Origin of the sequence: Proteus myxofaciens ATCC 19692, assembly GCF_001654855.1 — a bacterium.
GTDB lineage: Bacteria > Pseudomonadota > Gammaproteobacteria > Enterobacterales > Enterobacteriaceae > Proteus > Proteus myxofaciens.
Map to the genome: position 1 here is coordinate 13,388 of NZ_LXEN01000025.1, position 24,433 is coordinate 37,820.

The window sequence follows — 24,433 nt, forward strand, 5'->3', positions numbered from 1 at the left end:
AGGTTTTCTTTATTGCTAAAGAATAATCTTATTATTATTAATAATAATAAAATATATAAAGCATAACTAATTAGGGTAGCGCTTACCCTAATTGTTTTTCACCCACTCTTGCACTTGTTGACGAGAAATTTTAATTCCACCATTCTTTAGGCTTTCGGGTAATTGCAAGCAAGCAATAGGTCGTTGAAATCCGGCTAAACGGGAATGATACCATTGTGGGAGTTGATTAATTATTTCAATATCAGCATCGACCACTGCGACAGGCCGTTGACCAAATTCTGTATCCTCGATAGGTATAATAAAAGATTGGCTTACCTTTGGGTGCATATTAAGTACTTTCTCAATATCCTCTGGTTGAATGCCTTCTCCACCACTAAAAAAGAGATTATCTAAACGACCTAAAACACACCATTCATCAGCGATAAAGCGACCTTTATCTCGTGTCGAGTACCAACCATCCGCAGTGAGTGATAACGGTTTTAATTCACTATCAAACCAGTAACCTAAAGCAATGCTATCTGATTTAATCTGTATTTCATCATCAAGAATTCTGATATGTTTACCTTTTAATGGTAATCCTACACCAGCTTTGTTATCAGCACGTTTAGCGCAAACCGTTGATGCCATTTCTGTCATACCATAACCACACCAACAATGAATACCTCTTTTTTCAGCTTCATTTACTAACTCAGTGGGAATTATGGCTCCTCCTAACAATACAGACTTTAATGTAATTGCCTGTTGAGCTTCTTGCTGTAAAAAACGCCAAAGCTGTGTTGGCACTAAAGAAGCATGAGTACAATCTTGTAGTGCATCAACAAAAGAATGATTTTCTCGCACTACAATACAAGCCCCCCTTAATAACCAACGCCAAAGTATTCCCTGCCCTGATACGTGAAATAATGGTAATGAGAGTAACCAGCGCTCAGTTTTTTCAAATGGCATTAATGATAAAACACCTTCTGCACTATGAAAGTGTGCATCAAAAGTGTGGACTGTCGCTTTAGGTAATCCAGAAGAACCTGATGTTAAAATCAGCGTTGCCATTCTAGATGGTTGCCATAAAACATCAGACTCATTGTTGATTTGATGATATTGCTGATTGAGTTCAAAAATAATTGCAGAAGTATCAAGCGCTGTAGCGTTGAAATCTAATGGCGATGATGAAAAATCAGCATAAAAATCAATATTAAGATGCGGTAGTAATTCATCTAATAAAGAAGAAGGTAACTGAGGATTTAAAGGAAGCACTTTAGCGCCACATTGAAATAAGGCTAATAAGGCAAATAATAAATGAAGATGATTTTTACTACGCAGTAAAACAGTACTTCCTTCTTTTACACCTTGCTGATAAAAATCATATGCTAATTGGCTAATATGTAAACTTAATTGTTGCCAAGTGATAGGTTGTAAATCATGAATAATGGCCGTTTCATTAGGGGATATCTCAGCCCAATGTTGCCACGGCCATTGTGTAAAATGCACTACTGTTGCCATACTGTTTCAAGTTGCTCTAGTGAAATAATAGGAATATCCACATTTGGCCAAGGACGAATAAGTTGTTGTTTGATTAAATCAACAGTATCAAGTCCAGGTATTGTGTTTGGTGTTAGCCAATGCGCTATTCTTGCTAATTGAGATAACCCAAAGCTACTTTCAATACTCGAACTGATAATAGCATCAAGTCCTAAGGCATGGGCTTGCTCAACTAAAGAGCGACAACGTTCAAGGCTTCCCACTAAAGTAGGTTTAATAACAATCGTGCTAACACCAGGTTGCGTTTTTATTTCAAATCCTTCATCACGCACCGTTTCATCCCACGCAATATTTATTCCTGTTGCTTGAGAAAAAGCGAGTGATTCTTCAGGTGTTTTGCATGGTTCTTCTAAAAATGCAATACGATCTCGCCATGCTGGATTAACATATTTTGCAAATCCTTCGGCTTTTGCTGGTGTCCAACTTCTATTAGCGTCTAATCGCAATTTTAGATCAGGAATAGCTTCAAGAAGTAGATTAACCACAATTCCATCACGAACAGCTTCATATAAGCCTACTTTGACTTTGGCAACTTTCTCACCAGACATCGCATTTAGACTTAATATAAGATCATCAGGATCACCATTGCATAAAGGTGCAGCTTGATAGTTTGCTTCTTTAGGGAGCTCATCGGCTAATTCAGCTAATGCGCAGCTCATTCCAAAAGCAACACTAGGCAATTCACTTTCTTGTGGCGTATCACCCTGACACCATGCTGTTAACCATGTTTGTGCTGAGGCTTGTGCTTCTGATAACGTTTCACGGCTAAATTCAGGAAGTGGGGATATTTCACCCCATCCTTGTTTGCCATTTTGCTCTAAACAGACAAGAAACCCATCACGCGTTTTAAGCCGTTGATAACGTAAAACAACACCTGCCTCCATTGGCAGGCTGAATGAATAGAGTTTGGCGTTTCGCATTATGGATTACGTTTAAATTTAGTGAAGTCAGGTTGGCGTTTTTCATTAAACGCATTACGGCCTTCTTGTCCTTCATCTGTCATATAAAACAGCATCGTTGCATTACCAGCAAGCTCTTGAAGCCCAGCTTGACCATCACAGTCTGCATTTAATGCGGCTTTCAAGCAACGTAACGCCATTGGGCTATTTTCTAGCATCTCACGACACCAACGTACTGTTTCTTTTTCAAGGTCAGCATAAGGAACAACAGTATTAACAAGCCCCATTTCCAATGCTTCTTTTGCATCATATTGGCGACATAAGAACCAAATTTCGCGTGCTTTCTTTTGCCCTACAATACGCGCCATGTAAGAAGCACCCCAACCACCATCAAATGATCCCACTTTAGGACCTGTTTGACCAAAAATAGCGTTTTCAGCGGCAATAGTTAAGTCACACATCATATGAAGCACGTGACCACCACCGATAGAATAACCCGCTACCATCGCAACAACCGGTTTAGGGCAAGTCCGAATTTGACGTTGAAAATCTAAGACATTCAGATGATGAGTACCGCTTTCATCACGGTATCCACCGTAATCACCACGGATCTTTTGGTCACCACCAGCACAGAATGCTTTTTCACCTGCACCTGTTAAAATAATGGTTCCAATAGCATCATCATAACGAGCATCGGCTAATGCTTGGATCATTTCTTTCACTGTCAAAGGACGGAAAGCATTACGCACTTGCGGGCGGTTAATCGTGATTTTAGCAATACCATCAACTGATTTATGGTAAAGAATATCTTCAAAATCTTCAGAACAATCTTGCCATTCAATTGGGGCATATAGCTTTTCTTCGCTCGGGTAAAGCATAATTAGGTTCCTTTAACCAAAGAGGGATAAAATATGGTTTATCACCACAGCATAAGCATCAGGCTGGGCTTGATGGGCATTATGACCAGCATGTGGGATAGTTGTAACAGGTAGCGAATATTGCTGCGCTATCATTTGAAATTTCTCATCGTTTTCGCCACATAGCCATATAAATGGCAATGTTAATTGCTGTAATTCTGTCACTAACCAAGGCTGGTGGCCTAAAGAGAGTGTTTCTAAACTTTCAGCGATGCAAAAACCTGCATTATGGCGACGTTTTTCAACCAATAATTGCCGTTTTTCATCGGTAAGATCTGAAAAAACAGATTGTTGATACCACTGCGTTAATACTTTTTCTATTGGCTCTTCACGAAAACGTTGTGCCCAGCGTTTATCATGATAAATACGATCTTGCCGTTCTTTGCCATCATATAAACCCGGATTACCGCCTTCAACAATTAATCCTAGTAATCCTGTTGTATCACCAAAACATGCGTGATACATCGCAATTCTGCCACCGAGTGAATATCCAATAAGCCAATATTGAGTGATATTTTGCGCTTTAAGCGTTTTTGTTAATAACGCGCTGATTTCAATGAAATTATTAACACTTATCGATGCAGAATTTCCATGACGGGGTAAATCAATCACTAAAGAAGGATATTCATGACAAGCTGTAATGACAGGTTCCCATTCATGCCCTTCACCTAATAATCCATGTAACCAAACTAGCCACGGCCCATCATTATGTGTGTTATAGCGCTGACATGCTAAAGTCATGAGCAGTTACCTGTTTTACAAGCTGATTTAAAGTATTTGCACCTTGTGTTTCATCAACAATTAATTCGATGAGTGTTGTTTTAGCATCACCTTGCCAGCACCTTTCAATAACTGATAATAAGGTGAGCCAGTCTGTAGGAGACTCATAGTTCAAACCAAACATAGTTGCAGCATGTTTAAAATGCAAATCATGAGGCATACAGTAAAATCTTTCTCGTTCTGCGACAGGCGTTGGTAGCATAGAGAAAATTTGCCCACCATTATTATTCACAATAATAATCACATTGGGTGCGTAAACTTGCTGATGTAATGCTAAACTATTTAAATCATAAAGCGCAGATAAATCACCCAATATCGTTAATGTTGGTTTTTGTGTAGCGCGATGTATACCCGCAGAAGTCGAAAGTAACCCATCAATACCACTGGCGCCTCGATTACTCATAACAGGATAACCTGGTGGTAAAACACCAAGCGCATCAATTAAACGTACAATAAGACTATTGCCAACAAATAACTGGCCATGTTTAGGAAGTAATGTATCTAATTGATGAGCAACTTGTGCTTCGCCAAAAGATTGCGTTAATTTGCTTACATATTGATAAGTTTGTTTTGCAATAGACGTTAAATTTTGTGCCCAAGGTACATTATCAACAGCAGGGTGTGCAGTTAACCAATGTATGGGTGATAAGGTGAACTTTTCACCTCGATGATGACCAGGATCTAAACGACCCGGTATTGCATCAATTATCCAATAAAATGTGGGATCACAGCTAACTTGCCACTGGAGTAAACGTTTTCCAGTTAAGCTTGAGCCAAATTGAATAATAATTTCAGCTTCATTCAATATTGTTTTAGCATGTGGATTATTTAACCATAAATCGGTACAAGGTAATGGTTGCCCTGTCTGAGATAAAATATCCCCTAATAAAGGCCAACCTAATTGGGATGCCCAATTTGCAACTTCAATACCTTCATTAGCACTTATACGCCCTGCTATCACCACACCTTTTTTTTGTCGTAATAAAGGCCATTGAGGGTGCATGGTAATAGAAGGTAACGAGGTTTCTTGTAACCAAGGTGTATCACTTTGCCACCATTGACCAAGTGCATCACTCCAAGGACAAGGTTGTAAATCATCTTTACCATAAAGCGGTTCAGCAAAGGGACAATTCACATGTAGTGTGCCATGATTAAGTGTATTCATGGCATTATCCAGCGTAGAGACTAACCAGCTTGCTTGAATATCAGCAGTAGGTCGTGGTAGAGCAAGTGTTTTTGATGGATGCGTTGCGAAAATGCCTTGTTGACGAATAGCTTGATTTGCACCGCAATCTATCAATTCAGGGGGTCTATCTGCGGTTAAAAAGATAATTCGCTCACCAGTTAACCCTGCTTCGATAAGTGCAGGATATAAGTTAGCAACCGCAGTACCTGACGTCACTATAACAGCTACAGGCTCTTTAGACGCTTTCGCTAACCCTAGTGCTAAATGCCCTAAACCACGTTCATCAAAATGAGTATGACAAATGAGTTTATCATTAGCAGCGGCTGCCAATGTTAAAGGCGTCGAGCGTGAACCTGGCGCAATACAGACATGGTGTAGGCCATGACGAGTCAACGTTTCAAGTATAACTTTAGCCCACTGACGATTAAACAAACTATTAGACATTCAACATTCCAAACAACGAAAACCTGTAATGACATTCATAATATCTATTCCTAGATATATTTTCTTAGCCTAGTTCAATGAACAGTTATTTTCGTTAAAAAAATCGTTAAAAAAGCACGAATTAACGTGCACTATTGAGACCCATTACCCATTCAATATAGATTAGCTGTATTTTTATCATGATATATGGGCACTATATTATTACATCAAAGAATAACACCAATAGGATGACAACTCGCGATGATTATTAAAAAGTAGCACTAATTGACGGGTTATTATTAACATGCCATGAGTACGACTTATCACTATTAGTAAATTAGTTACTCTATAACAAATTCTTTTTCAATAACGGACTGTTTTTCTTGAAGTAATGTACGCAAACCAGCCGCTTTATTTTCGATTTCAACCCACTCTTGTTCTGGATCAGAACCAGCCACAACACCTGCGCCAGCATAAAGTGTCAGTGTATTATCATGCAATTCACCACAACGTAAACTCACTGCAAATTCTGTTCTTGGCAGCCCCAAAAATCCTGCGGAACCTGCATACCAACGTCGTTCAAAAGGCTCATGTTGACGAATAAATTCACGCGCTATAGTGCGAGGTAAACCACATACTGCGGCAGTAGGTTGTAAACGACTTAAACAATCAACATCATTATTATCAATAAGCTTACCGTGAATATAACGGCGTAAATGTTGCACTTTGCGTAATCGAATAACATCAGCAGGTGAAACATCAATCCCTTCGATACCCCCTTGTAGGCGCTGACAAATATCATCAACAACAACTAAATTCTCATGCTGATTTTTTGTATCATTCATCAACCAATTGGCTAATTTTGTTGCTTGCTCGTCATTATCAGAGCTTGCTACTGTTCCTGCTAAAGCTTCTGTATAAAGCATAAAATTATCACGAAGATAAAGTCTTTCAGGTGATGATCCCATAAATGCATCCGTGGGTGAAAAAGCTAACATATAGTGATAGCACTTATGATTAACATCACGACTCGCATTCATAAATTGAATTGCTTTTAAAGGACTTTCTAGTGTTAAACAAGTAGCTCTTGCTGGTACGACTTTTTCAAATAAGCCTTGATTAATTTCATCTAATGCAATATTGAGATAATTTTTCCACTGCTCTTGAGACAATGAGTGTTCGACTGAAATAACAGAGCTAGAAAGAGGCTCTATATTAAATTCATTATTCAGTGTGTTCAGAAAATCTAGCACACTTTCCTTATCATCATTACCCAGTAAATTAAGATGCACAGTACAATGTTGTTGATGACGTCTTATTTCTATTCTAGGTAAAAAAAGATAAGCATCATCTCCATATCGCTTATCAATGTGTCCAGGAATAATGGTATCCCACGCATTAAGTCCCCAAAAACGTACATTTTCAATATCATTGAATTTCTTTTTCTTAGAAATCAAAAATTGTTGAGCATCACGAATATGGTTAAAGCAGCATAATTGCCCACAAACGGCGACTTCTTCTGTTTCATCACGATGCTGCCAATAAAACTGTGGATAATGCGTTTGAGCTGCAAGCCAAGCAAGTAATGAAAACGAGATTTCTGATGGCAAAGCGATAGTGAGATGTAAAAGTTCATCTGATGCTGTCAAATTTATTTTTTTAACTTCTTCACAAAGAGTTAAAAACACCGAACTAACATTTTCCATTTCAATTACCCATCATAAATCAAAAAGAAGATTATACGTCTCTGCAAAAATTATCAAAGTACTGATTAATTATAACATTTGTCATTTATCAAACTTTTGTAGATTTCATGTTACAAAGTAGAAGAGTTAATCAATTCTCTCAAATAGCGAGTACGTTAATCACAACTTACGTTATATTAAATATAAGAGAGGTTATATGAATACAACTATCTTTGAAGATATTGATAAGGTAATTGAAAATATTCAACTTCCTGAAGTCGCACTGAGTTTAATTCTTGGGAAAGATATAAATGGGGGACGTAGTCCTGGTATTTTTACCGCTTACGATCTTAATAAAATTAAAGCTTATGTTGATAAAGCATTAATACTTCCTTATGAATTAGATTCTGTTATTGATTTCCTTGGCTATGAAGATATGGGTATAGCCAAAATATCTGCAAGTAGTATACAAGAACTTTTTTTAAAAATGCGTGAACATGCATTTCAATGGAATAAAATAGAATATTCAATAAAACAACAAGCGATCGATTTAGAAATAATAGGGAGAGAAATAACGGGAACAGGCGAACAAATCATTTTATTTATCAGCCAAATGCCATTATTAGAAAAAATAAATAACAGAGTTGGTAATTTATCCAACGAAGAATTAAACCATATAAAGTATACAGGCCAGGATAAAAAAATATCAGATCATTTAATTACCATATTAGAAAGTATGCATCAAGATATTAATAGAGAACATAAAAAAACGTTAAAATTAAAAAATATGATATCAGATTTTAGAATAAAAATTATCGGCGGTGAAGATAGTAATGGTGTTTTATGTAATTCATTTTATTATGATATTATTGCAAAGAAAAAATTAGCTAATGATTTCTTTAATCAAGATAACTCCCTTCTTCATGAAGAAAAAAAATTTTTAGAAGATGAATTAGATTTGCTAAAAAAAGAATACCAACATTTTGTAAAACTCGCTTTTACGGGTCTTGCCTTTGGTATTATTGGTGTCATTATTACAGGTGGTATTTTTGGTTCAAAAGCAGAAGATATACGTAAAAAGAAAAATGAAACTATTGGAAAAATTACAGATATTAATGAAAAAATAAATTCATTTTCCTTACTTGTTAATAATTTAGAAAAATTTGAAATAGAACTTAATGAAATAGAACAATTTATCAAAGATGCAAATATGGCATTAGAACATCTCGAGTATATGTGGCAGGCAACATTAACTGAAATTAAAGCCTCATTAACGAATTTAAAAAAAATTGATAATGCAATGGAGTTAATAAGATTTAGTATTTACTTTGAAAAAATGATATCACCTTGGTATATGGTTGTCGGATATTCGAAAGAGATGATAACCATTTTTGATGAAGCACTTTCTAGTTTTTATACTGAAAAATAATAGAGGAATAGTTATGGATAATATAATCTCTTATTTAAATAACTTTGAATATAAAGATTTCCTCAACACAACCAGAAACATTAGAAGAATAACATCTAAAAATTTAAATGATTTTGAAATCAGTGAAGCATTAATTTCAATATCATTAAAAAATAATAGATTATTTAATGATATAATGAATTTTGCAATATTCATGAAAACTAACTTAAGACAAAAGCTACTCGAGGGAACATTAAAAGCAATTAAAGAAATTGATTATGAAGTTTATGAAAAAGCCCCTTCAGATCAATCTGTTAATCAATTAAATAATGAAAAAATGTTAATTGAGATTATCTACAAAGAAGAAATTAATGAATCAATAGAGTTGATTAAAAATCATAGTGATATGATAAAAGATCATCTTTTATCATTTAAAATTGATGCTTTAGTCAATCAAATTAATAAAATAATAAGTAAAGAAGAAAAATCACTTTCTGAAATAAATAAAGAAATAATATTCTACAGAGATATAATAAAAAAAATAAATGGGCAAATCGACATTATTACTAAAAGTGAAGAAATTATTCATAATGAAAGTTTACTTAGTATTTTTAGCTCAGCGCTACCAACTAAAAAAACTATTTCAGATCTAAAAATAGAAAAATCTCAAAAAAATGTATTGACACTTTTGATTGATTTATTAAGTAATTTTTTCTCTCATTTAGAGTCAAGTTTTTCTTATAAAAAACTTGTAGAGACTCGCCATAAATTAGTCAAAGAATATCTTTATAATATAAATGAACGGTCAAAAGCAGAAAGCAAAAAAAGAAAGCATTCTCTTTTACTCTCCGAATATCATTCTATTATTAATATAAAATTTTATATTGAGATATTAACAGATCAAATTAACGTACTCGACCAATATTGGTTATATTTATCACAATGCCTTATAGCATTAAAAGATAATATAATGAACGCAGAAAAAATACTCTATCCGCATATACAATTTTTAGACAGATTCTTACATCATCATGAGTAAATATTTATTTCTTCATTAAAAAAGCCTGATTAAATTTATTAATCAGGCTTTTTATTCTATTACTTAATAGCTAATTAATACGCGATAAAGGCAAAATTAGTCAATTCAAGTAATGGCTGTGGCCATACACCTAATGCAATGACGATGATTGCACAAATTAGTGCAACAAAAGAAGCCATATTTTGAGATGTTGTTGATATAGCGGGTGTGTTGTCATTATCTGCTTTACGCAAGAATACAACTGCAGCAGCACGTAGATAGTAGAATAAACCAATAGCACTACCTAATACAACAGTACCTGTTAGCCACCATAATTGAGCATCAATACCGGCGATAACAACATATAACTTACCGATAAAACCTAAGGTTATTGGTACGCCAGCAAGTGATAGCATCATTAAAGACATCACTAATGCACTAACAGGACGACGCCAGAATAACCCACGATAATCTTCTATCGATTCAAGCTCACCTTTGTTATAAGGACTTGATGCAACAGCGATAGCACCAAACGCACCTAAACTTGCGAATAAATAACCTGCTAAATAAATCTCAGCAGTACTTTGTGCAAGAGTTGGATTAGATTGTAAAACAATTAGCGCAACGAGCAGATACCCTAAATGTGATACAGAAGAGTAACCCAGTAAGCGTTTTACGTTCTTTTGCATGATAGCCATGATATTACCAAAGAGAATTGAGGCAATAGCCATGAAACCTAAGATCAAACGTAATGTTTCACTATCTGCAACAGGTGCTTCAAAGAATAAACGCATCACAACAGCAAAAATACCAATTTTACTTGCTGTTGCTAAGAAAGCGCCTGTTGGTGCTGGTGCACCTTGGTATACATCAGGTGTCCATAATTGAAATGGAAATAGCGATAGTTTAAAGCCGATCCCCACCAGCATCATACCAAGTCCTGCAAGTACGAGTGGTTTTTGGATATGACTATCACTTAAGCTTTGCCCTATTGCTGCAAAAGAAAGAGAACCTTCTGCTGCATAAAGTAACGCCATACCAAATAACAAGAACGAAGAAGCCGCCGCTGAAAGAAGCATATATTTTATGCCAGCTTCCAGTGAAGGACGTTGTTGGAATGCATAACCAATAAGACCAAATAAAGGTAATGTCAGTAATTCAATTCCAATAAACATAGAGGCAAAATGATTAGCGCTAGAAAGTAAAATACCCCCCATTACCGCAATCGATACCAACATGTAAAACTCTTCTTTGTTATCTTGATAGCCTTCTAACCAAGGATAAGCAAAGGTGATAGTTCCTAAGCCTGCAATTATTGTTAACGCAGTAAAGAAACTTGAATATCCATCGACATGGTAAAGTGTTGTGACATCCATTACGCCAACTTCATTAACGTAATAGAGTGATCCCAACGCGATGATAAAACCAATCGCTGTTAACGTGGCAATAGTAAAATGATCGCGTCGCCACGCAATGGATAGCATTACAACCACCACCGTCAATCCGACGATCAATAGCGGTAGCAGTGCGATCAGTTGTTCTGGATTTATTGTCATGGCGAATTACGGCCTTACTGTTGAAAGAGAAGCGGAATACCAAGTCTGTAGATTTTCCATTGCTGAGGCAGAGGTATCTAAAACAGGTTGTGGGAAGAAGCCCAAAATAACCAGTAAGACAACCAATGTAATCAGAATGAAGAATTCTCTCAGATTTAACCCTTTATAGGTTCTTTCTGCTGTTTTCGGTGAACCATAGTAAGCCTGTTGCATCATCCACAGCGCGTAAACAGAAGCACAGACTAAACCAAAGACCGAAATAATGGTGATCAGTTTAAAGTGAGCGAAAGTACCAAATAAGATCATGAACTCACCCACAAAGTTACCTGTACCCGGCATACCTAGTGAAGCAACCGCGAAGAACAGAGAAAACGCAGGTAAGAAACGGATGCTTTTCCACAAGCCACCCATTTGATTTATATCACGTGTACCTAAACGCTCATAAAGCATACCACACATAATAAATAATCCAGCTGCTGACAAACCATTGGTGATCATTTGAATGATAGCCCCTTGGTAAGCCAATACTGAACCGGCATAAATCGCAATGACGATAAAGCCCATGTGAGAAATACTACTATAAGCAGCGAGACGTTTAATATCCGTTTGACGGAATGCTAATAGTGCTGCATAGAAAATAGTGATTAAACCTAACCACATAGCAACAGGGGCTAGCAATGCCGATGCTTCAGGGAATAGTGGCAAGTTAAAACGTAACAAACCATAAGCCGCTGTTTTAAGCAAAATACCTGATAAGTCAACGGAACCTGCTGTTGGTGCTTCAGCATGTGCATCTGCTAGCCAACCATGAACAGGAACAATTGGCATTTTTACTGCAAAAGCAGCAAAAAATCCCAGCATTAAGATAAACTGTAGTTCTGATCCTAATACGGTATGAGCCTGTAACAAGGTGTCATAATCAAACGTCCAAATACCTGTTTCTTGGCGAAAGGCAATTGCTAAGCCAATAATAGCTAGCAACATTAATAATCCACTCGCCTGAGTGTAAATAAAGAACTTGGTCGCTGCACTGACGTGTTTCTTATCGCTACTTCCTTTGTGTCCCCATAAAGAGATAAGGAAATACATTGGGATCAACATCATTTCCCAGAAGAAGAAGAATAAGAACAAGTCAGTTGCCAAAAAGACGCCCATCACACCCGCTAAGATCCACAGCAGATTGAAATGGAAGGCACCTTGTGATGGTTGATTTTCACTCCATGAAGAGAGCACCGCTAAAATACCTAGAATAGCAGTTAATACAACCATTAACAGTGACATTCCATCCAATGCAAATTGGATATTAATGCCTAAAGCAGGTATCCACGGCATAAAGAAGAACTCAGTCCAGCGTGGAGCACCATCAGCACTAATGAGTTGATAGTCGCCTTGCAACCAAAGTTGCACAGAAATAACAAGTGTTAATCCCATCGTCAGCAACGCAACCCAGCGAGGGACTTGCGAGCCGATTCGTTCAGCCTGCCAACTTAGCAGGCCACCGATGAAGGGAATAAGTATTAGCCAGGGTAATAACATGGCGCAATGTGTCCCTTAATTAAACCAGAAGCAGCAGAGCAATGATAAGCACTGCACCTAAACCGAGAGAAGCCGCATACCAACGCGCTAATCCATTTTCACTGAAACTCAAGCCTTTATTGGCACCTTTGAATAGGCAACCAAACAGATTAAAGAATTGGTTAACAGGATCATTTTGGATAAGCCATGCCATACCTTTAAAAGGTTTGACAAACAGCACGTCATACAGCGCATCAAATCCCCAAGCATGGAACCACCATGTTGAGAAGAAACGCCCTGTTTTGGTATGTGCAACCTGAGAAACAAGCTGACGCTGTTTCAGATATAACCATGCTGCAATGGCAACGCCCACAATCGCAATCACGCCAGAGAGGATCTCTAATACATATTTACCATCATGTGAGACCGTACTTTCTGGGAATACTGCGCCTAAAGGCTGGGTTATCAACGCACCAATAAAGGTAGACAAAATAGCCAACACTGCGAGAGGGAAGGTATGAGTAAAACCTTTAACTTGGTGTGCTTCGGTTTTTGTTTCACCATGGAATACGATAAATATTAAACGGAAAGTATAAAGTGACGTAAATAATGCGCCAATTAAACCTGCTAACATTAAGTTAACATGACCGTTTGCATATGCACCCCATAAGATTTCATCTTTACTGAAGAAGCCTGCTGTTAAAAGAGGTAATGCCGATAATGCGCCACCCCCAATGAGGAAACAGGCATAAACAAATGGGATTTTTTTACGTAATCCACCCATCTTAAAGATATTCTGCTCATGATGGCAGGCTATGATGACAGAACCTGCTGATAAGAACAGTAATGCTTTAAAGAATGCGTGAGTCATTAAGTGAAAAATTGCGCCATCCCATGCTTGTGCACCTAAAGCCAAGAACATATAACCAATTTGACTCATGGTTGAATAAGCAAGAACGCGCTTGATATCCGTTTGTACTAACGCAGCAAAGCCGGCTAATACTAACGTGACAGCACCCACAATACCGACTAATTCTAAGATATCTGGCGCCATTAAGAACAATGCATGGCTACGAGCAACAAGATAAACACCCGCGGTTACCATCGTTGCAGCGTGAATTAATGCAGATACAGGTGTTGGACCTGCCATCGCATCCGCTAACCAAGTTTGTAATGGAAGTTGTGCTGATTTACCTACTGCACCACCTAATACCATTAACATTGCCCAGTTGATAATGCTAGAGCCTGCTGCTATTTTTTCAGGTGCGATCACTGCCATTTCACGGAAGCTCAATGTGCCTAGCTGATCAAACAGTATAAACATACCAATCGCTAAGAACACGTCACCAATACGCGTAACGATAAATGCTTTCATCGCTGCTGCGCCATTAGCTGGGTTGTTGTAATAGAAACCAATTAAAAGGTAACTACATAAACCCACACCTTCCCATCCCATGTACATCAGCATCATGTTATCTGCGAGTACTAAAACGACCATACTTGCGATAAACAAGTTGGTGTAAGCAAAGAAGCGAGAGTAACCCTCTTCTCCTCGCATATACCAAGATGCATACATATGAATAAGAAAACCCACACCGGTGATAACACCTAGCATTGTCAGTGATAAACCATCAAGAACCAGTGTAAAAGGAATACTAAAATTCCCTGCTGACATCCAGTTCCATAATGTTTCAGTCTGTGTGACCTGCCCTTGAGCAAAGAAGTCCATCCCAACCCAAAGTGTCACTAAAGCAGATAATCCAACCGATCCTGTACCAATCCATGCTGATACATTTTCAGACCAACGACCACGTGAGAAAGCGAGCAGTAGAAATCCCAGAAGTGGTAGCAGAATGGTTAAATAGAGTATATTCATCCGCGCATCTCACTTACTGTATCAATATTGAGGTTTTGGCGATGACGATGAAGTTGTAACAACAATGCCAAGCCAATACTTGCCTCTGCCGCTGCCAAGCTGATAGCCAAAATATACATTATCTGACCATCAGTTTGACCCCAATAGCTACCACCGACAACAAATGCCAGCGCAGCTGCATTAATCATAATTTCTAGTCCGATCAACATAAACAACAGGTTGCGGCGAAGTACTAAGCAGGTAAAACCTAACACAAATAGTACCGCAGCCAAGATCAAACCATGTTGAAGAGGTATCATTTTTGCTCCCCTGCATTTTCGTTTTCGAAGAGATCGTCATGGCTCTGATCACGACCAATGTGATAAGCAACAATTAATCCTGACAATAAGAGCATTGAGGCTAACTCAACAGCCAGAATATAAGGCCCAAACAAGCTAATACCGACTTCTTTTGCTCCTATTAAATCTCCTGTGATATCACCTTGAGTCACGCTACTGATTGCATAAATCAGTACCACTAACAAGATGAGAGATAAAATAGCAGGTCCAATCCAAAATTTTGGTTTTAGCCATTTTTTCTCTTGTTCAACTACGGATTTACCTAAGTTGAGCATCATCACCACGAATACGAACAGCACCATAATGGCACCTGCGTAAACGATAATTTCTAAGGCACCCGCAAAATAAGCACCTAATGAGAAGAACACCACTGAAAGTCCAATTAACGAAATAATCAAATACAACAAAGCATGTACTGGATTGGTATGTGTTATCACTCTCAGTGTTGCAAGGATTGAAATCAGTCCTGCAATATAAAATGCAAATTCCATGAATATCGCTCCTTACGGTAACAGGCTTTTGACATCAATAGGTTTAGCTTCATCATCAGCATCACCTTTATCTTTGCCATTAATCGCCATACCTGTTTTACGGTAAAAGTTATATTCAGGATATTTACCTGGCCCTGAAATCAACAAATCGTCTTTTTCATAAACCAGATCCTGACGCTTGAATTCACCTAACTCAAAATCAGGTGTCAATTGCAGAGCCGTTGTTGGACACGCTTCTTCACATAATCCACAAAAGATACAGCGAGAAAAGTTGATACGGAAAAATTCAGGGTACCAACGACCATCTTCACGTTCGGCTTTCTGTAATGAAATACAACCTACTGGACAGACTGCTGCACACAAGTTACAAGCAACACAGCGCTCATCACCATCAGGATCACGCGTCAACACAATACGTCCACGGTAACGTGGTGCAACATTGACAGGTTCTTCCGGGTACATCTGTGTTTCGCGTTTGGCAAAGGCATGTAAGCCTATCATCCAAATGCTTCGTACCTGGGTGCCGAAACCAGTCAATAACTCTTTTAAAGTCATGGTTCAATCACCCCTTATTGAGCGTTGTAAAGTATCACTGCGGCAGTCACCAGCAGATTGATTAAAGTTAACGGTAAGCAAATTTTCCAACCAAATGACATAACTTGGTCATAACGCGGACGCGGTAACGACGCACGAATTAGAATAAACATCATCATGAAGAAGGCTGTTTTCAGTGCAAACCAAATAAATGAAGGTAAGAAAGGACCTTGCCAGCCACCAAAGAATAACGTCACGATTAAACCTGAAACCGCAACAATACCGATATATTCACCCACAAAGAATAAGCCGAATTTCATACCAGAATATTCAATGTGATAACCATCAGCGAGCTCTTGCTCTGCCTCTGGTTGGTCAAAAGGATGACGGTGACATACCGCAACCCCAGCAATAGCGAACGTAATAAAACCAAAGAACTGAGGAATAACATTCCACATATGTTCTTGTGAATTCACGATATCAGTTAGGTTAAATGAGCCAGCCTGCGCGACAACACCTAGAAGGGATAGCCCTAAGAAAACCTCATAGCTAACTGTTTGTGCTGAGGCACGCATTGCCCCTAACAAAGAGTATTTATTATTACTTGACCAACCTGCAAATAACACGGCATACACCGCAAGACCTGCAACCATCAAGAAAAACAAAATACCAATGTTTAAGTCAGCAACCACCCATGTTGAGCTTACTGGTACAATCGCAAACGAAAGCAGTAATGCTGAAAATGCGATAACAGGGGCAATGGTAAAGATAAAGCGATCAGCAAATTTCGGGATCCAGTCCTCTTTAAAGAACATTTTGATCATATCCGCAATTAACTGTGCTGAACCTGCATAACCAACACGATTAGGCCCATAACGGTTTTGGAATAACCCTAATAGACGACGTTCACCCATACTCATGAAAGCACCACAGGTGACAACGACAAGAAGGATAACCACCGCTTTTAAGACAGTGAGTAAAATCTCAATAACTTCAGGAGATAACCAGCTCATTATGCAATACCTCGCAGATGACGAACCGATACACCCACCAGCGATGGAGAAATTCCCGCTAAACCTAATGGTAAACCAATTTGCCCTTGCGTCAGATGAGCACTGATTTTCACAGGTAAAGTGAATTCACGGTTTTGGTAAATAAACATCGCTTGTTGCCCTTGAGTCAACGCTAATGCTTCTGCATCCGTTTCACTCAGTGTTAAATAAGCAGCGTCCATACGAGATTGGATAACGTCAGAGCGTTGTGATAGCTCTTCACTGCCAAATAAACGGTAGCAAGGTGCAACTGTCCATTGATTTTTCTCAGCATTAAAGGCCGCTGGAATTTCAGTGAAGTAACCTAGTGTGTTTTCACCACATTCAATTAAACGCACACCAGGATCACCAAAGCGTAAACTGCCCCCCACCTCTGCTTGGAATTTATTCCATGCTTGAGGTGAGTTCCAACCTGGCGCCCATGCAAATGGAATCTGCTGACGAGGAGCAGTAGGGCTGTTATTCCCTTCCATTGAGAAAGCAAATGGCGTATCGATATCTTTTGGTTGACGCTGTTCATGTACAGAAATATTCGCCAACATAGATGTACGACCGCTGTAACGATGTGGTTCACGAGCAAGTTTTTGTCCACGAATACGGAATGATGCGTTTGGAGCAGCATCTACAATACCCGTGAATTGAGGGAGACGAGAAGCACACAGCTCAATCACATGATCTAACTGAGTCCAATCAAGGCTTCTTTCATGCCACTGTGAATCAACAGCGCTTAACCAGCGCCAGCTTTCATGCATCACAATAGATTTATCGTAGAATGAAGGCTCAAAAACTTGGAAGTAGCGTTGTGCTCTACCTTCTTGGCTTACCATAGTACCGTCACTTTCTGCGAAAGAAGAGGCAGGGAGAACCAAGTGCGCTTTTTCCATGATGTCAGTTTGCTGATGGTCGATAACAATTAAGTTATCCACTTTCGCCAATGCATCATCAATCGCATCTGCATCAAAGTGACGATAAAGATCGTTTTCCATGACAACAACAGAATCTGCTTGACCACTTCGCATAATTTTTAATGCATCATCAAGTGGTTGAGCATTCATCATGGCAAGACCCATGCTATTGGCATCATCAGCAACAAAAGAAAGTCCAACATCATTACCTTTCGCTTTTAATGCAAAGGCAATATTAGCAGCCGCTTTAATGACATCTTCACTACCTGCGTGACTACCACTGATAATCAATGGTTTTTTCGCTTGAGACAGCGCTTGAACAACCATATCAATCTGTTTATTCAGCGCATCATTCATGTCATCAACTGCAGGAGCTTCACCATTAATACTATTTGCGATAGCAAAACCAAGGCGCGCTTGATCAACAACAGGTGCACGATAGCTCCATGCTGCAACATCATCAAGACGTGTCTCATCAACATGAGTGACAAACAGTGGGTATTTAGCACGTTGTCCGATATTCATAATCGCGGCGATTTGCCAATCAGCTACTTTTTGAGCTGCTGCCATTTCACGCGCTTTACCTTTAACAGCTTGACGCACAGACAACGCCATACGAGCACCGGTTTGTGTTAAATCTTCACCTAACACAAGAACCGCATCATAACTTTCAATTTCACGTAAAGAAGGAGTATAAACGCCCCCTTTTTGTAAAATATTGAGCATTAACGTTAAGCGTTTTTGTTCTGATGCTGAAATACCACTATAGAAGTTTTCTGCACCAACAACTTCACGTAATGCAAAGTTACTTTCAATGCTTGCTCGTGGTGAACCAATACCGACGATACGTTGGCTTTTCTTCAACATATCAGCAACAGCTTGAGTTGCTTGAGTTGCATTGATTTCTAACCAGTTACTTCCTAAACGTTTTTTAGGCTGACGCGGTCTGCTCGCTAAATTGACATAACCATAACCAAAACGGCCACGGTCACACAGGAAATAGCGGTTTACTGTACCGTTATAACGATTTTCAATACGACGTAATTCACCATAACGTTCACCAGGGCTTGTATTACAACCCATACTACAACCTTGGCAAATGCTTGGTGCAAATTGCATATCCCATTTACGGTTATAACGTGATGAATGTGTTTTATCGGTAAATACACCAGTAGGGCATACTTCAATTAAGTTACCAGAGAATTCGCTCTCTAATGTGCCATCTTCAACGCGTCCAAAGAAAACGTTATTGTGAGCACCAAAGACGCCAAGGTCAGTACCATCAGCATAATCTTTGTAGTAACGAACACAGCGGTAACAGGCAATACAACGGTTCATTTCGTGAGAAATAAACGGTCCTAATTCTTGGTTTCTATGTGTACGCTTCGTAAAGCGATAGCGACGCATAGTATGACCCGTCATTACCGTCATATCTTGAAGGTGGCAGTTACCGCCTTCTTCACAAACTGGACAGTCATGAGGATGGTTTGTCATATACCATTCAACAACGCTTTCACGGAATTTTTTCGCTTCTTCGTCATCGATAGATATAAACGTGCCATCGGATGCTGGTGTCATACAAGACATCACCAAACGACCGCGAGTATCCTCAGCATTTTGATATTGCTTAACCGCACACTGGCGGCAAGCGCCAACGCTTCCCAGCGCTGGATGCCAGCAAAAATAAGGAATATCTAAGCCTAAATTAAGACAGGCTTCTAACAGGTTCTCAGACCCGTTAACTTCATATTCTTTGCCGTCTACATGAATCGTAGCCATAGTCAGCATGCTTCCCAAAGGCCTGCATTGCAGGCGTTAAACCTAGAATGTATCGTGAAAAACTACCAGCGGTGTTTCAGTAAATTAGGCTGAATACCTCTGATAAGGTTGGCATTGGTATAATCTTCTTGAATGATGCCAGCCTCAAATTCTTCACGGAAATATTTAATAGCGCTTTGTAAAGGCTCGACAGCACCTGGCGCATGAGCACAGAATGTGTGTCCTGGGCTTAGTGAACGACATAAATGTTCAAGTGTTTCGATATCGCCAGGGCGACCTTTACCTTGTTCAATCGCACGTAAGATTTCGACACTCCATGGCAGGCCATCACGACAAGGTGTACACCAACCACAAGATTCACGAGCAAAGAACTCTTCTAAGTTACGGGTTAATGAAACCATATTAATTTCATTATCAACCGCCATGGCTAACGCAGTTCCTAAACGGCTACCTGCTTTACCAATCGTGCCAAAATCCATAGGGAGATCGAGATGATCTTCTGTTAAGAAGTCAGTACCTGCACCACCAGGTTGCCACGCTTTAAGCTTAAGTCCATCACGCATACCCCCTGCGTAATCCTCAAGAATTTCACGTGCTGTGGTGCCAAAGGGTAATTCCCATAATCCTGGGTGTTTAACACGACCAGAGAATCCCATTAATTTAGTACCAGCATCTGGGCTTTTGCCTTCACTTAAGCCGATATACCAATCCTTACCATGCTCAACAATCGCTGGTACATTGCATAATGTTTCAACGTTATTAACACAAGTTGGTTTACCCCATGCTCCTGATGTCGCAGGAAATGGTGGTTTAGAACGAGGATTAGCACGACGCCCTTCTAGGGAATTGATAAGTGCCGTTTCTTCACCACAGATGTAACGACCTGCACCTGTGTGAACAAACAACTCAAAATCGATACCTGTTCCAAAAATGTTTTTACCGAGGAATCCTGCCGCTTTTGCCTCTTCAATGGCATGACGTAAATGCTTAGCCGCCTCGATATATTCACCACGAAGGAAAATATAGCCACGGTAAGCTTTTAGTGCGTGAGCGCCAATAATCATTCCTTCAATTAACAGATGAGGAAGTTGTTCCATTAAGAGACGGTCTTTATATGTACCCGGCTCCATTTCATCTGCATTACAAAGAATGTAACGGATATTCATGCTTTCATCTTTTGGCATCAGGCTCCATTTTAAGCCTGTTGAGAATCCAGCACCGCCTCGGCCTTTTAGACCTGCATCTTTTACAGTGGTTGTCACCTCATCAGGAGACATCCCTTTTAATGCTTTTTCTGCCGCTTTATAACCGTTTTTAGCACGGTATTCATCCAGCCATACTGGCTGACGATCATCACGTAAACGCCACGTTAGCGGGTGCGTTTCTGCGCTACGAATGATCGGTTTTGCTCCTGAAATTGCTGTCATGGATACTGCTCCAGTAACTTTTCAATCTCTTCAGGTTTTACAAAACTGTGAGTATCTTCATCTACCATCATGGTAGGACCTTTATCACAGTTACCTAAACAACAGGTGGGTAGCAGTGTAAAACGACCATCTGGTGTTGTTTGACCTGGGATAATATTAAGGTGCTGTTCAATAGCCGCCTGAATGCCTTGATAACCTGTAATATGGCATACCACACTGTCACAAAAACGAATGATATGACGACCAACAGGTTGACGGAAAATCTGGCTATAGAACGTAGCGACGCCTTCAACATCGCTTGCAGGTATCCCAAGAACATCAGCAATCGCATAAATTGCACCGTCTTCAACCCAACCACGGTTCTTTTGCACAATTTTCAGTGCTTCAATAGAGGCTGCACGAGGATCTTCATAGTGATGTTTTTCTTTTTCAATTTCAGCGCGTTCTTCTTCAGTTAACACAAACGAAGCTTTCTTTGAAACGGTGACATCAATAATTTCGATCTGCACAGCATCATCTTTTTGGTTTAGTTCATTTTGCATGATTACCGATCCACATCCGACATTACAAAATCAATACTTCCCAGATAAACAATCAAGTCAGAGACTAAACTACCGCGGATAACCGCTGGAATTTGCTGAAGGTGAGCAAAGCTTGGTGTACGAATACGCGTACGGTAGCTCATCGTACTGCCATCACTGGTTAAGTAGTAACTGTTGATACCTTTAGTGGCTTCAACCATCTGGAATGATTCATTTGCTGGCATAACAGGGCCCCATGAAACCTGTAAGAAGTGGTTAATCATGGTTTCAATATGCTGTAACGTACGCTCTTTTGGTGGTGGCGTAGTCAATGGATGGTCTGCTTTAAATGGACCTTCTGGCATATTTTTATAACACTGTTCAAGAATACGTAAACTTTGACGTAACTCTTCAACTTTCAGCATTACACGATCGTAACAGTCGCCATTACTTGCTACAGGAATTTCAAATTCAAAGTTTTCATAACCTGAATATGGGCGCCATTTACGTACGTCAAATTCAACACCTGTTGCACGTAAGCCTGCACCGGTTACACCCCACTCTAATGCTTCTTTCGAGTTATAAGAGGCGACACCTACTGTACGGCCTTTTAAGATACTGTTTTCTAGTGCCGCTTTTACATATGAATCTAGACGTTTTGGCATCCAATCTAAGAATTCACGTAATAAGCGCTCCCAACCACGAGGTAAATCATGCGCAACACCACCAATACGGAACCATGCTGGGTGCATACGGAATCCAGTAATCGCTTCAACGATGTTGTACACTTTTTGGCGATCGGTAAAAGCAAAGAAGACAGGTGTCATTGCACCTACGTCTTGAATAAAGGTACTGATATAGAGTAAATGGCTGTTGATACGAAATAGCTCAGATAACATCACGCGAATGACTTTCACGCGTTCTGGTACTTCAATACCTGCCAATTTTTCAACAGCAAGAACATAAGGCATTTCGTTAACACAACCGCCAAGATATTCTATACGGTCTGTGTATGGGATATAGCTGTGCCATGATTGGCGCTCACCCATTTTTTCTGCACCGCGATGGTGGTAACCCACATCAGGAACACAGTTAACGATTTCTTCGCCATCTAGCTGAAGAATAATACGGAATGCACCATGAGAAGATGGATGGTTAGGACCAAGGTTTAAGAACATAAAGTCCTCATTCTCAGTACCGCGTTTCATTCCCCATTCTTCTGGTTTAAATTTCAGTGATTCCATCTCGAGATCCTCTTTTTGCTTTGTCAGCACATAAGGATCAAATTCTGTTGCACGAGCTGGGTAATCTTTACGCAGTGGATGCCCTTCCCAATCAGGAAGCATCATAATACGACGTAAATTTGGGTGTCCATTAAAGACAATCCCAAACATATCCCACACTTCACGCTCATACCAATTCGAGTTAGGGAAAATCGATGTGATAGTCGGAACATTAAGGTCATTTTCACTTAATGCGACTTTCAGCATGATATCCTTATTACGATCGAGTGATATCAAGTGATAGAAAACCGAAAAATCAGCCGCAGGCAAGCCTTGACGATGTGTACGCACACGCTCATCAAAACCATGCATATCAAACAGCATGACATAAGGTTTTGGTAAAGATTTGAGGTAGTGTAACACCTCAATAAGTTGTTCCCGCTTAACCCATACTACTGGCATGCCAGTACGAGTTGGCTGGAATGTAAACGCATCAGGTCCAAATTTTTGACGCAGTTCATTGACGACCTGATCATCAATATGATCGGTCGTTTCCCACGCTGGACCTGCGCTTTTTTGCGCTATCTGATCGGTCATTTCTATTCACCACAACTTTGATCAGGGTTACTTATATCGCAACACATTGCTCTGGTTACGTCTTAGGCAAAAGCCTTTAAATTTCGTCTGGTGTACGCAGATTTTTCACCGCGATACGTTCACCGTGCTTTCTTTCTCGTTCTGATTGCATATTGGCACGATAAACACCTTGGTCGCCGACAACCCATGACAATGGGCGACGTTCTTTACCAATGGATTCTTGTAATAACATCAATGCCTGCATATAAGCTTCAGGACGCGGTGGGCACCCAGGAATATACACATCAACAGGAATGAATTTATCAACACCTTGAACAACAGAATAGATGTCGTACATACCACCAGAGTTTGCACAAGCTCCCATGGAGATAACCCATTTAGGCTCTAGCATTTGATCATATAGACGCTGAATAACAGGTGCCATTTTGGTAAAGCAAGTTCCGGCAACCACCATAAAGTCAGCTTGACGAGGTGAAGCACGTAATACTTCAGAACCAAAACGTGCAACATCATGAACCGCAGTAAACGACGTCACCATTTCAACGTAACAACAGGAAAGACCAAAGTTATATGGCCATAAAGAGTTTTTTCTTCCCCAGTTCACAACGTCATGCAATGCATGATCGAGTTTTCCCATGTACACGCTGCGATGAACGTGAGCATCTAATGGGTCACTGACTATTTCCTGTGATTGCAGGGGATAACGGTCATTCTCACCGTTAGGATCTATGCGGGTGAGCGTATAATCCATTTCTAATGCCTCGCTT

Annotated in this window: 20 protein-coding genes; 2 read left to right on the plus strand and 18 right to left on the minus strand. The window is 39.5% G+C overall.

Going from position 1 to position 24,433, the window contains the following annotated elements; all coding sequences use genetic code 11:
* Positions 1-87: 87 nt before the first annotated feature.
* From menE to M983_RS02855, 6 genes are all read right to left on the minus strand, one after another.
* Complete coding sequence (menE, locus tag M983_RS02830) at positions 88-1,497, minus strand: o-succinylbenzoate--CoA ligase (protein ID WP_066746699.1); 1,410 nt, start codon at positions 1,495-1,497, stop codon at positions 88-90.
* Positions 1,485-2,456, minus strand: coding sequence for an o-succinylbenzoate synthase (gene menC, locus M983_RS02835; protein ID WP_066746702.1), 972 nt, complete (start codon positions 2,454-2,456; stop codon positions 1,485-1,487). Before menC ends, menE begins: the two co-directional genes overlap by 13 nt.
* Positions 2,456-3,313, minus strand: coding sequence for a 1,4-dihydroxy-2-naphthoyl-CoA synthase (menB, locus tag M983_RS02840; protein ID WP_066746704.1), 858 nt, complete (start codon positions 3,311-3,313; stop codon positions 2,456-2,458). Before menB ends, menC begins: the two co-directional genes overlap by 1 nt.
* 12 nt (positions 3,314-3,325) lie before the next feature.
* Entirely contained in the window at positions 3,326-4,093 is a 768-nt protein-coding gene (menH, locus tag M983_RS02845; RefSeq protein WP_066746707.1) for a 2-succinyl-6-hydroxy-2,4-cyclohexadiene-1-carboxylate synthase, read from the minus strand.
* A complete protein-coding gene (gene menD / locus M983_RS02850; RefSeq protein ID WP_066746710.1) occupies positions 4,068-5,762 on the minus strand; it encodes a 2-succinyl-5-enolpyruvyl-6-hydroxy-3-cyclohexene-1-carboxylic-acid synthase in 1,695 nt (564 codons plus the stop codon). The genes menH and menD overlap by 26 nt, the downstream gene beginning before the upstream one ends.
* Before the next feature lie 320 nt (positions 5,763-6,082).
* Positions 6,083-7,447 carry an isochorismate synthase gene (locus M983_RS02855; protein ID WP_066746713.1) on the minus strand — a complete coding sequence of 455 codons (1,365 nt, stop codon included), beginning with the start codon at positions 7,445-7,447 and terminating at the stop codon, positions 6,083-6,085.
* Between the two features lie 196 nt (positions 7,448-7,643).
* Here M983_RS02855 and M983_RS02860 point away from each other — a divergent pair, with 196 nt between their 5' ends.
* Both M983_RS02860 and M983_RS02865 read left to right on the plus strand, forming a co-directional pair.
* On the plus strand, positions 7,644-8,855 hold the full coding sequence (locus M983_RS02860) for an alpha-xenorhabdolysin family binary toxin subunit A (RefSeq protein ID WP_066746716.1): 1,212 nt from the start codon (positions 7,644-7,646) through the stop codon (positions 8,853-8,855).
* Between the two features lie 13 nt (positions 8,856-8,868).
* Positions 8,869-9,873, plus strand: a complete 1,005-nt coding sequence (locus M983_RS02865; protein ID WP_066746797.1) for an alpha-xenorhabdolysin family binary toxin subunit B — start codon at positions 8,869-8,871, stop codon at positions 9,871-9,873.
* A gap of 74 nt (positions 9,874-9,947) precedes the next feature.
* Here the strand turns inward: M983_RS02865 and nuoN are convergent, their stop codons facing one another.
* The 12 genes from nuoN to M983_RS02925 form a co-directional block, all read right to left on the minus strand.
* The gene (nuoN, locus tag M983_RS02870) at positions 9,948-11,408 is read right to left on the minus strand and encodes an NADH-quinone oxidoreductase subunit NuoN (RefSeq protein ID WP_066746719.1); all 1,461 of its coding nucleotides are present in this window, start codon (positions 11,406-11,408) and stop codon (positions 9,948-9,950) included.
* A 6-nt stretch (positions 11,409-11,414) separates the two neighbouring features.
* The gene (nuoM, locus tag M983_RS02875) at positions 11,415-12,944 is read right to left on the minus strand and encodes an NADH-quinone oxidoreductase subunit M (RefSeq protein ID WP_066746722.1); all 1,530 of its coding nucleotides are present in this window, start codon (positions 12,942-12,944) and stop codon (positions 11,415-11,417) included.
* Positions 12,945-12,963: 19 nt separating this feature from the next.
* Positions 12,964-14,799 carry an NADH-quinone oxidoreductase subunit L gene (gene nuoL, locus M983_RS02880; RefSeq protein WP_066746727.1) on the minus strand — a complete coding sequence of 612 codons (1,836 nt, stop codon included), beginning with the start codon at positions 14,797-14,799 and terminating at the stop codon, positions 12,964-12,966.
* Positions 14,796-15,098, minus strand: a complete 303-nt coding sequence (nuoK, locus tag M983_RS02885) for an NADH-quinone oxidoreductase subunit NuoK (protein WP_066746730.1) — start codon at positions 15,096-15,098, stop codon at positions 14,796-14,798. The genes nuoL and nuoK overlap by 4 nt, the downstream gene beginning before the upstream one ends.
* A complete protein-coding gene (gene nuoJ, locus M983_RS02890; protein ID WP_066746733.1) occupies positions 15,095-15,628 on the minus strand; it encodes an NADH-quinone oxidoreductase subunit J in 534 nt (177 codons plus the stop codon). The genes nuoK and nuoJ overlap by 4 nt, the downstream gene beginning before the upstream one ends.
* A gap of 12 nt (positions 15,629-15,640) precedes the next feature.
* Complete coding sequence (gene nuoI, locus M983_RS02895) at positions 15,641-16,183, minus strand: NADH-quinone oxidoreductase subunit NuoI (RefSeq protein WP_066746736.1); 543 nt, start codon at positions 16,181-16,183, stop codon at positions 15,641-15,643.
* 14 nt (positions 16,184-16,197) lie between these two features.
* Positions 16,198-17,175, minus strand: coding sequence for an NADH-quinone oxidoreductase subunit NuoH (gene nuoH / locus M983_RS02900; protein WP_066746738.1), 978 nt, complete (start codon positions 17,173-17,175; stop codon positions 16,198-16,200).
* A complete protein-coding gene (nuoG, locus tag M983_RS02905; RefSeq protein WP_066746746.1) occupies positions 17,175-19,907 on the minus strand; it encodes an NADH-quinone oxidoreductase subunit NuoG in 2,733 nt (910 codons plus the stop codon). The genes nuoH and nuoG overlap by 1 nt, the downstream gene beginning before the upstream one ends.
* 53 nt (positions 19,908-19,960) lie before the next feature.
* Positions 19,961-21,325 carry an NADH-quinone oxidoreductase subunit NuoF gene (gene nuoF, locus M983_RS02910; RefSeq protein ID WP_066746754.1) on the minus strand — a complete coding sequence of 455 codons (1,365 nt, stop codon included), beginning with the start codon at positions 21,323-21,325 and terminating at the stop codon, positions 19,961-19,963.
* Positions 21,322-21,867 carry an NADH-quinone oxidoreductase subunit NuoE gene (gene nuoE, locus M983_RS02915; RefSeq protein WP_066746759.1) on the minus strand — a complete coding sequence of 182 codons (546 nt, stop codon included), beginning with the start codon at positions 21,865-21,867 and terminating at the stop codon, positions 21,322-21,324. The genes nuoF and nuoE overlap by 4 nt, the downstream gene beginning before the upstream one ends.
* A 2-nt stretch (positions 21,868-21,869) precedes the next feature.
* Positions 21,870-23,666: an NADH-quinone oxidoreductase subunit C/D gene (nuoC, locus tag M983_RS02920; RefSeq protein ID WP_066746763.1), complete on the minus strand. Its 1,797-nt coding sequence runs from the start codon at positions 23,664-23,666 to the stop codon at positions 21,870-21,872.
* A 76-nt stretch (positions 23,667-23,742) separates the two neighbouring features.
* Positions 23,743-24,417 carry a NuoB/complex I 20 kDa subunit family protein gene (locus tag M983_RS02925; RefSeq protein ID WP_066746765.1) on the minus strand — a complete coding sequence of 225 codons (675 nt, stop codon included), beginning with the start codon at positions 24,415-24,417 and terminating at the stop codon, positions 23,743-23,745.
* Between the last annotated feature and the right edge of the window lie 16 nt (positions 24,418-24,433).

Excerpts from the sequence above, each read along its gene's own strand:
- nuoH (WP_066746738.1), bottom strand. The coding sequence starts at position 17,175 with ATGAGCTGGTTATCTCCTGAAGTTATTGAGATTTTACTCACTGTCTTA.
- nuoK (WP_066746730.1), bottom strand. The coding sequence starts at position 15,098 with ATGATACCTCTTCAACATGGTTTGATCTTGGCTGCGGTACTATTTGTG.
- M983_RS02860 (WP_066746716.1), top strand. The coding sequence starts at position 7,644 with ATGAATACAACTATCTTTGAAGATATTGATAAGGTAATTGAAAATATT.
- nuoL (WP_066746727.1), bottom strand. The coding sequence starts at position 14,799 with ATGAATATACTCTATTTAACCATTCTGCTACCACTTCTGGGATTTCTA.
- nuoE (WP_066746759.1), bottom strand. The coding sequence starts at position 21,867 with ATGCAAAATGAACTAAACCAAAAAGATGATGCTGTGCAGATCGAAATT.
- menE (WP_066746699.1), bottom strand. The coding sequence starts at position 1,497 with ATGGCAACAGTAGTGCATTTTACACAATGGCCGTGGCAACATTGGGCT.
- nuoM (WP_066746722.1), bottom strand. The coding sequence starts at position 12,944 with ATGTTATTACCCTGGCTAATACTTATTCCCTTCATCGGTGGCCTGCTA.
- menD (WP_066746710.1), bottom strand. The coding sequence starts at position 5,762 with ATGTCTAATAGTTTGTTTAATCGTCAGTGGGCTAAAGTTATACTTGAA.
- nuoC (WP_066746763.1), bottom strand. The coding sequence starts at position 23,666 with ATGACCGATCAGATAGCGCAAAAAAGCGCAGGTCCAGCGTGGGAAACG.
- nuoF (WP_066746754.1), bottom strand. The coding sequence starts at position 21,325 with ATGACAGCAATTTCAGGAGCAAAACCGATCATTCGTAGCGCAGAAACG.
- M983_RS02865 (WP_066746797.1), top strand. The coding sequence starts at position 8,869 with ATGGATAATATAATCTCTTATTTAAATAACTTTGAATATAAAGATTTC.
- nuoJ (WP_066746733.1), bottom strand. The coding sequence starts at position 15,628 with ATGGAATTTGCATTTTATATTGCAGGACTGATTTCAATCCTTGCAACA.
- nuoN (WP_066746719.1), bottom strand. The coding sequence starts at position 11,408 with ATGACAATAAATCCAGAACAACTGATCGCACTGCTACCGCTATTGATC.
- nuoG (WP_066746746.1), bottom strand. The coding sequence starts at position 19,907 with ATGCTGACTATGGCTACGATTCATGTAGACGGCAAAGAATATGAAGTT.
- menB (WP_066746704.1), bottom strand. The coding sequence starts at position 3,313 with ATGCTTTACCCGAGCGAAGAAAAGCTATATGCCCCAATTGAATGGCAA.
- menC (WP_066746702.1), bottom strand. The coding sequence starts at position 2,456 with ATGCGAAACGCCAAACTCTATTCATTCAGCCTGCCAATGGAGGCAGGT.
- M983_RS02855 (WP_066746713.1), bottom strand. The coding sequence starts at position 7,447 with ATGGAAAATGTTAGTTCGGTGTTTTTAACTCTTTGTGAAGAAGTTAAA.
- M983_RS02925 (WP_066746765.1), bottom strand. The coding sequence starts at position 24,417 with ATGGATTATACGCTCACCCGCATAGATCCTAACGGTGAGAATGACCGT.
- nuoI (WP_066746736.1), bottom strand. The coding sequence starts at position 16,183 with ATGACTTTAAAAGAGTTATTGACTGGTTTCGGCACCCAGGTACGAAGC.
- menH (WP_066746707.1), bottom strand. The coding sequence starts at position 4,093 with ATGACTTTAGCATGTCAGCGCTATAACACACATAATGATGGGCCGTGG.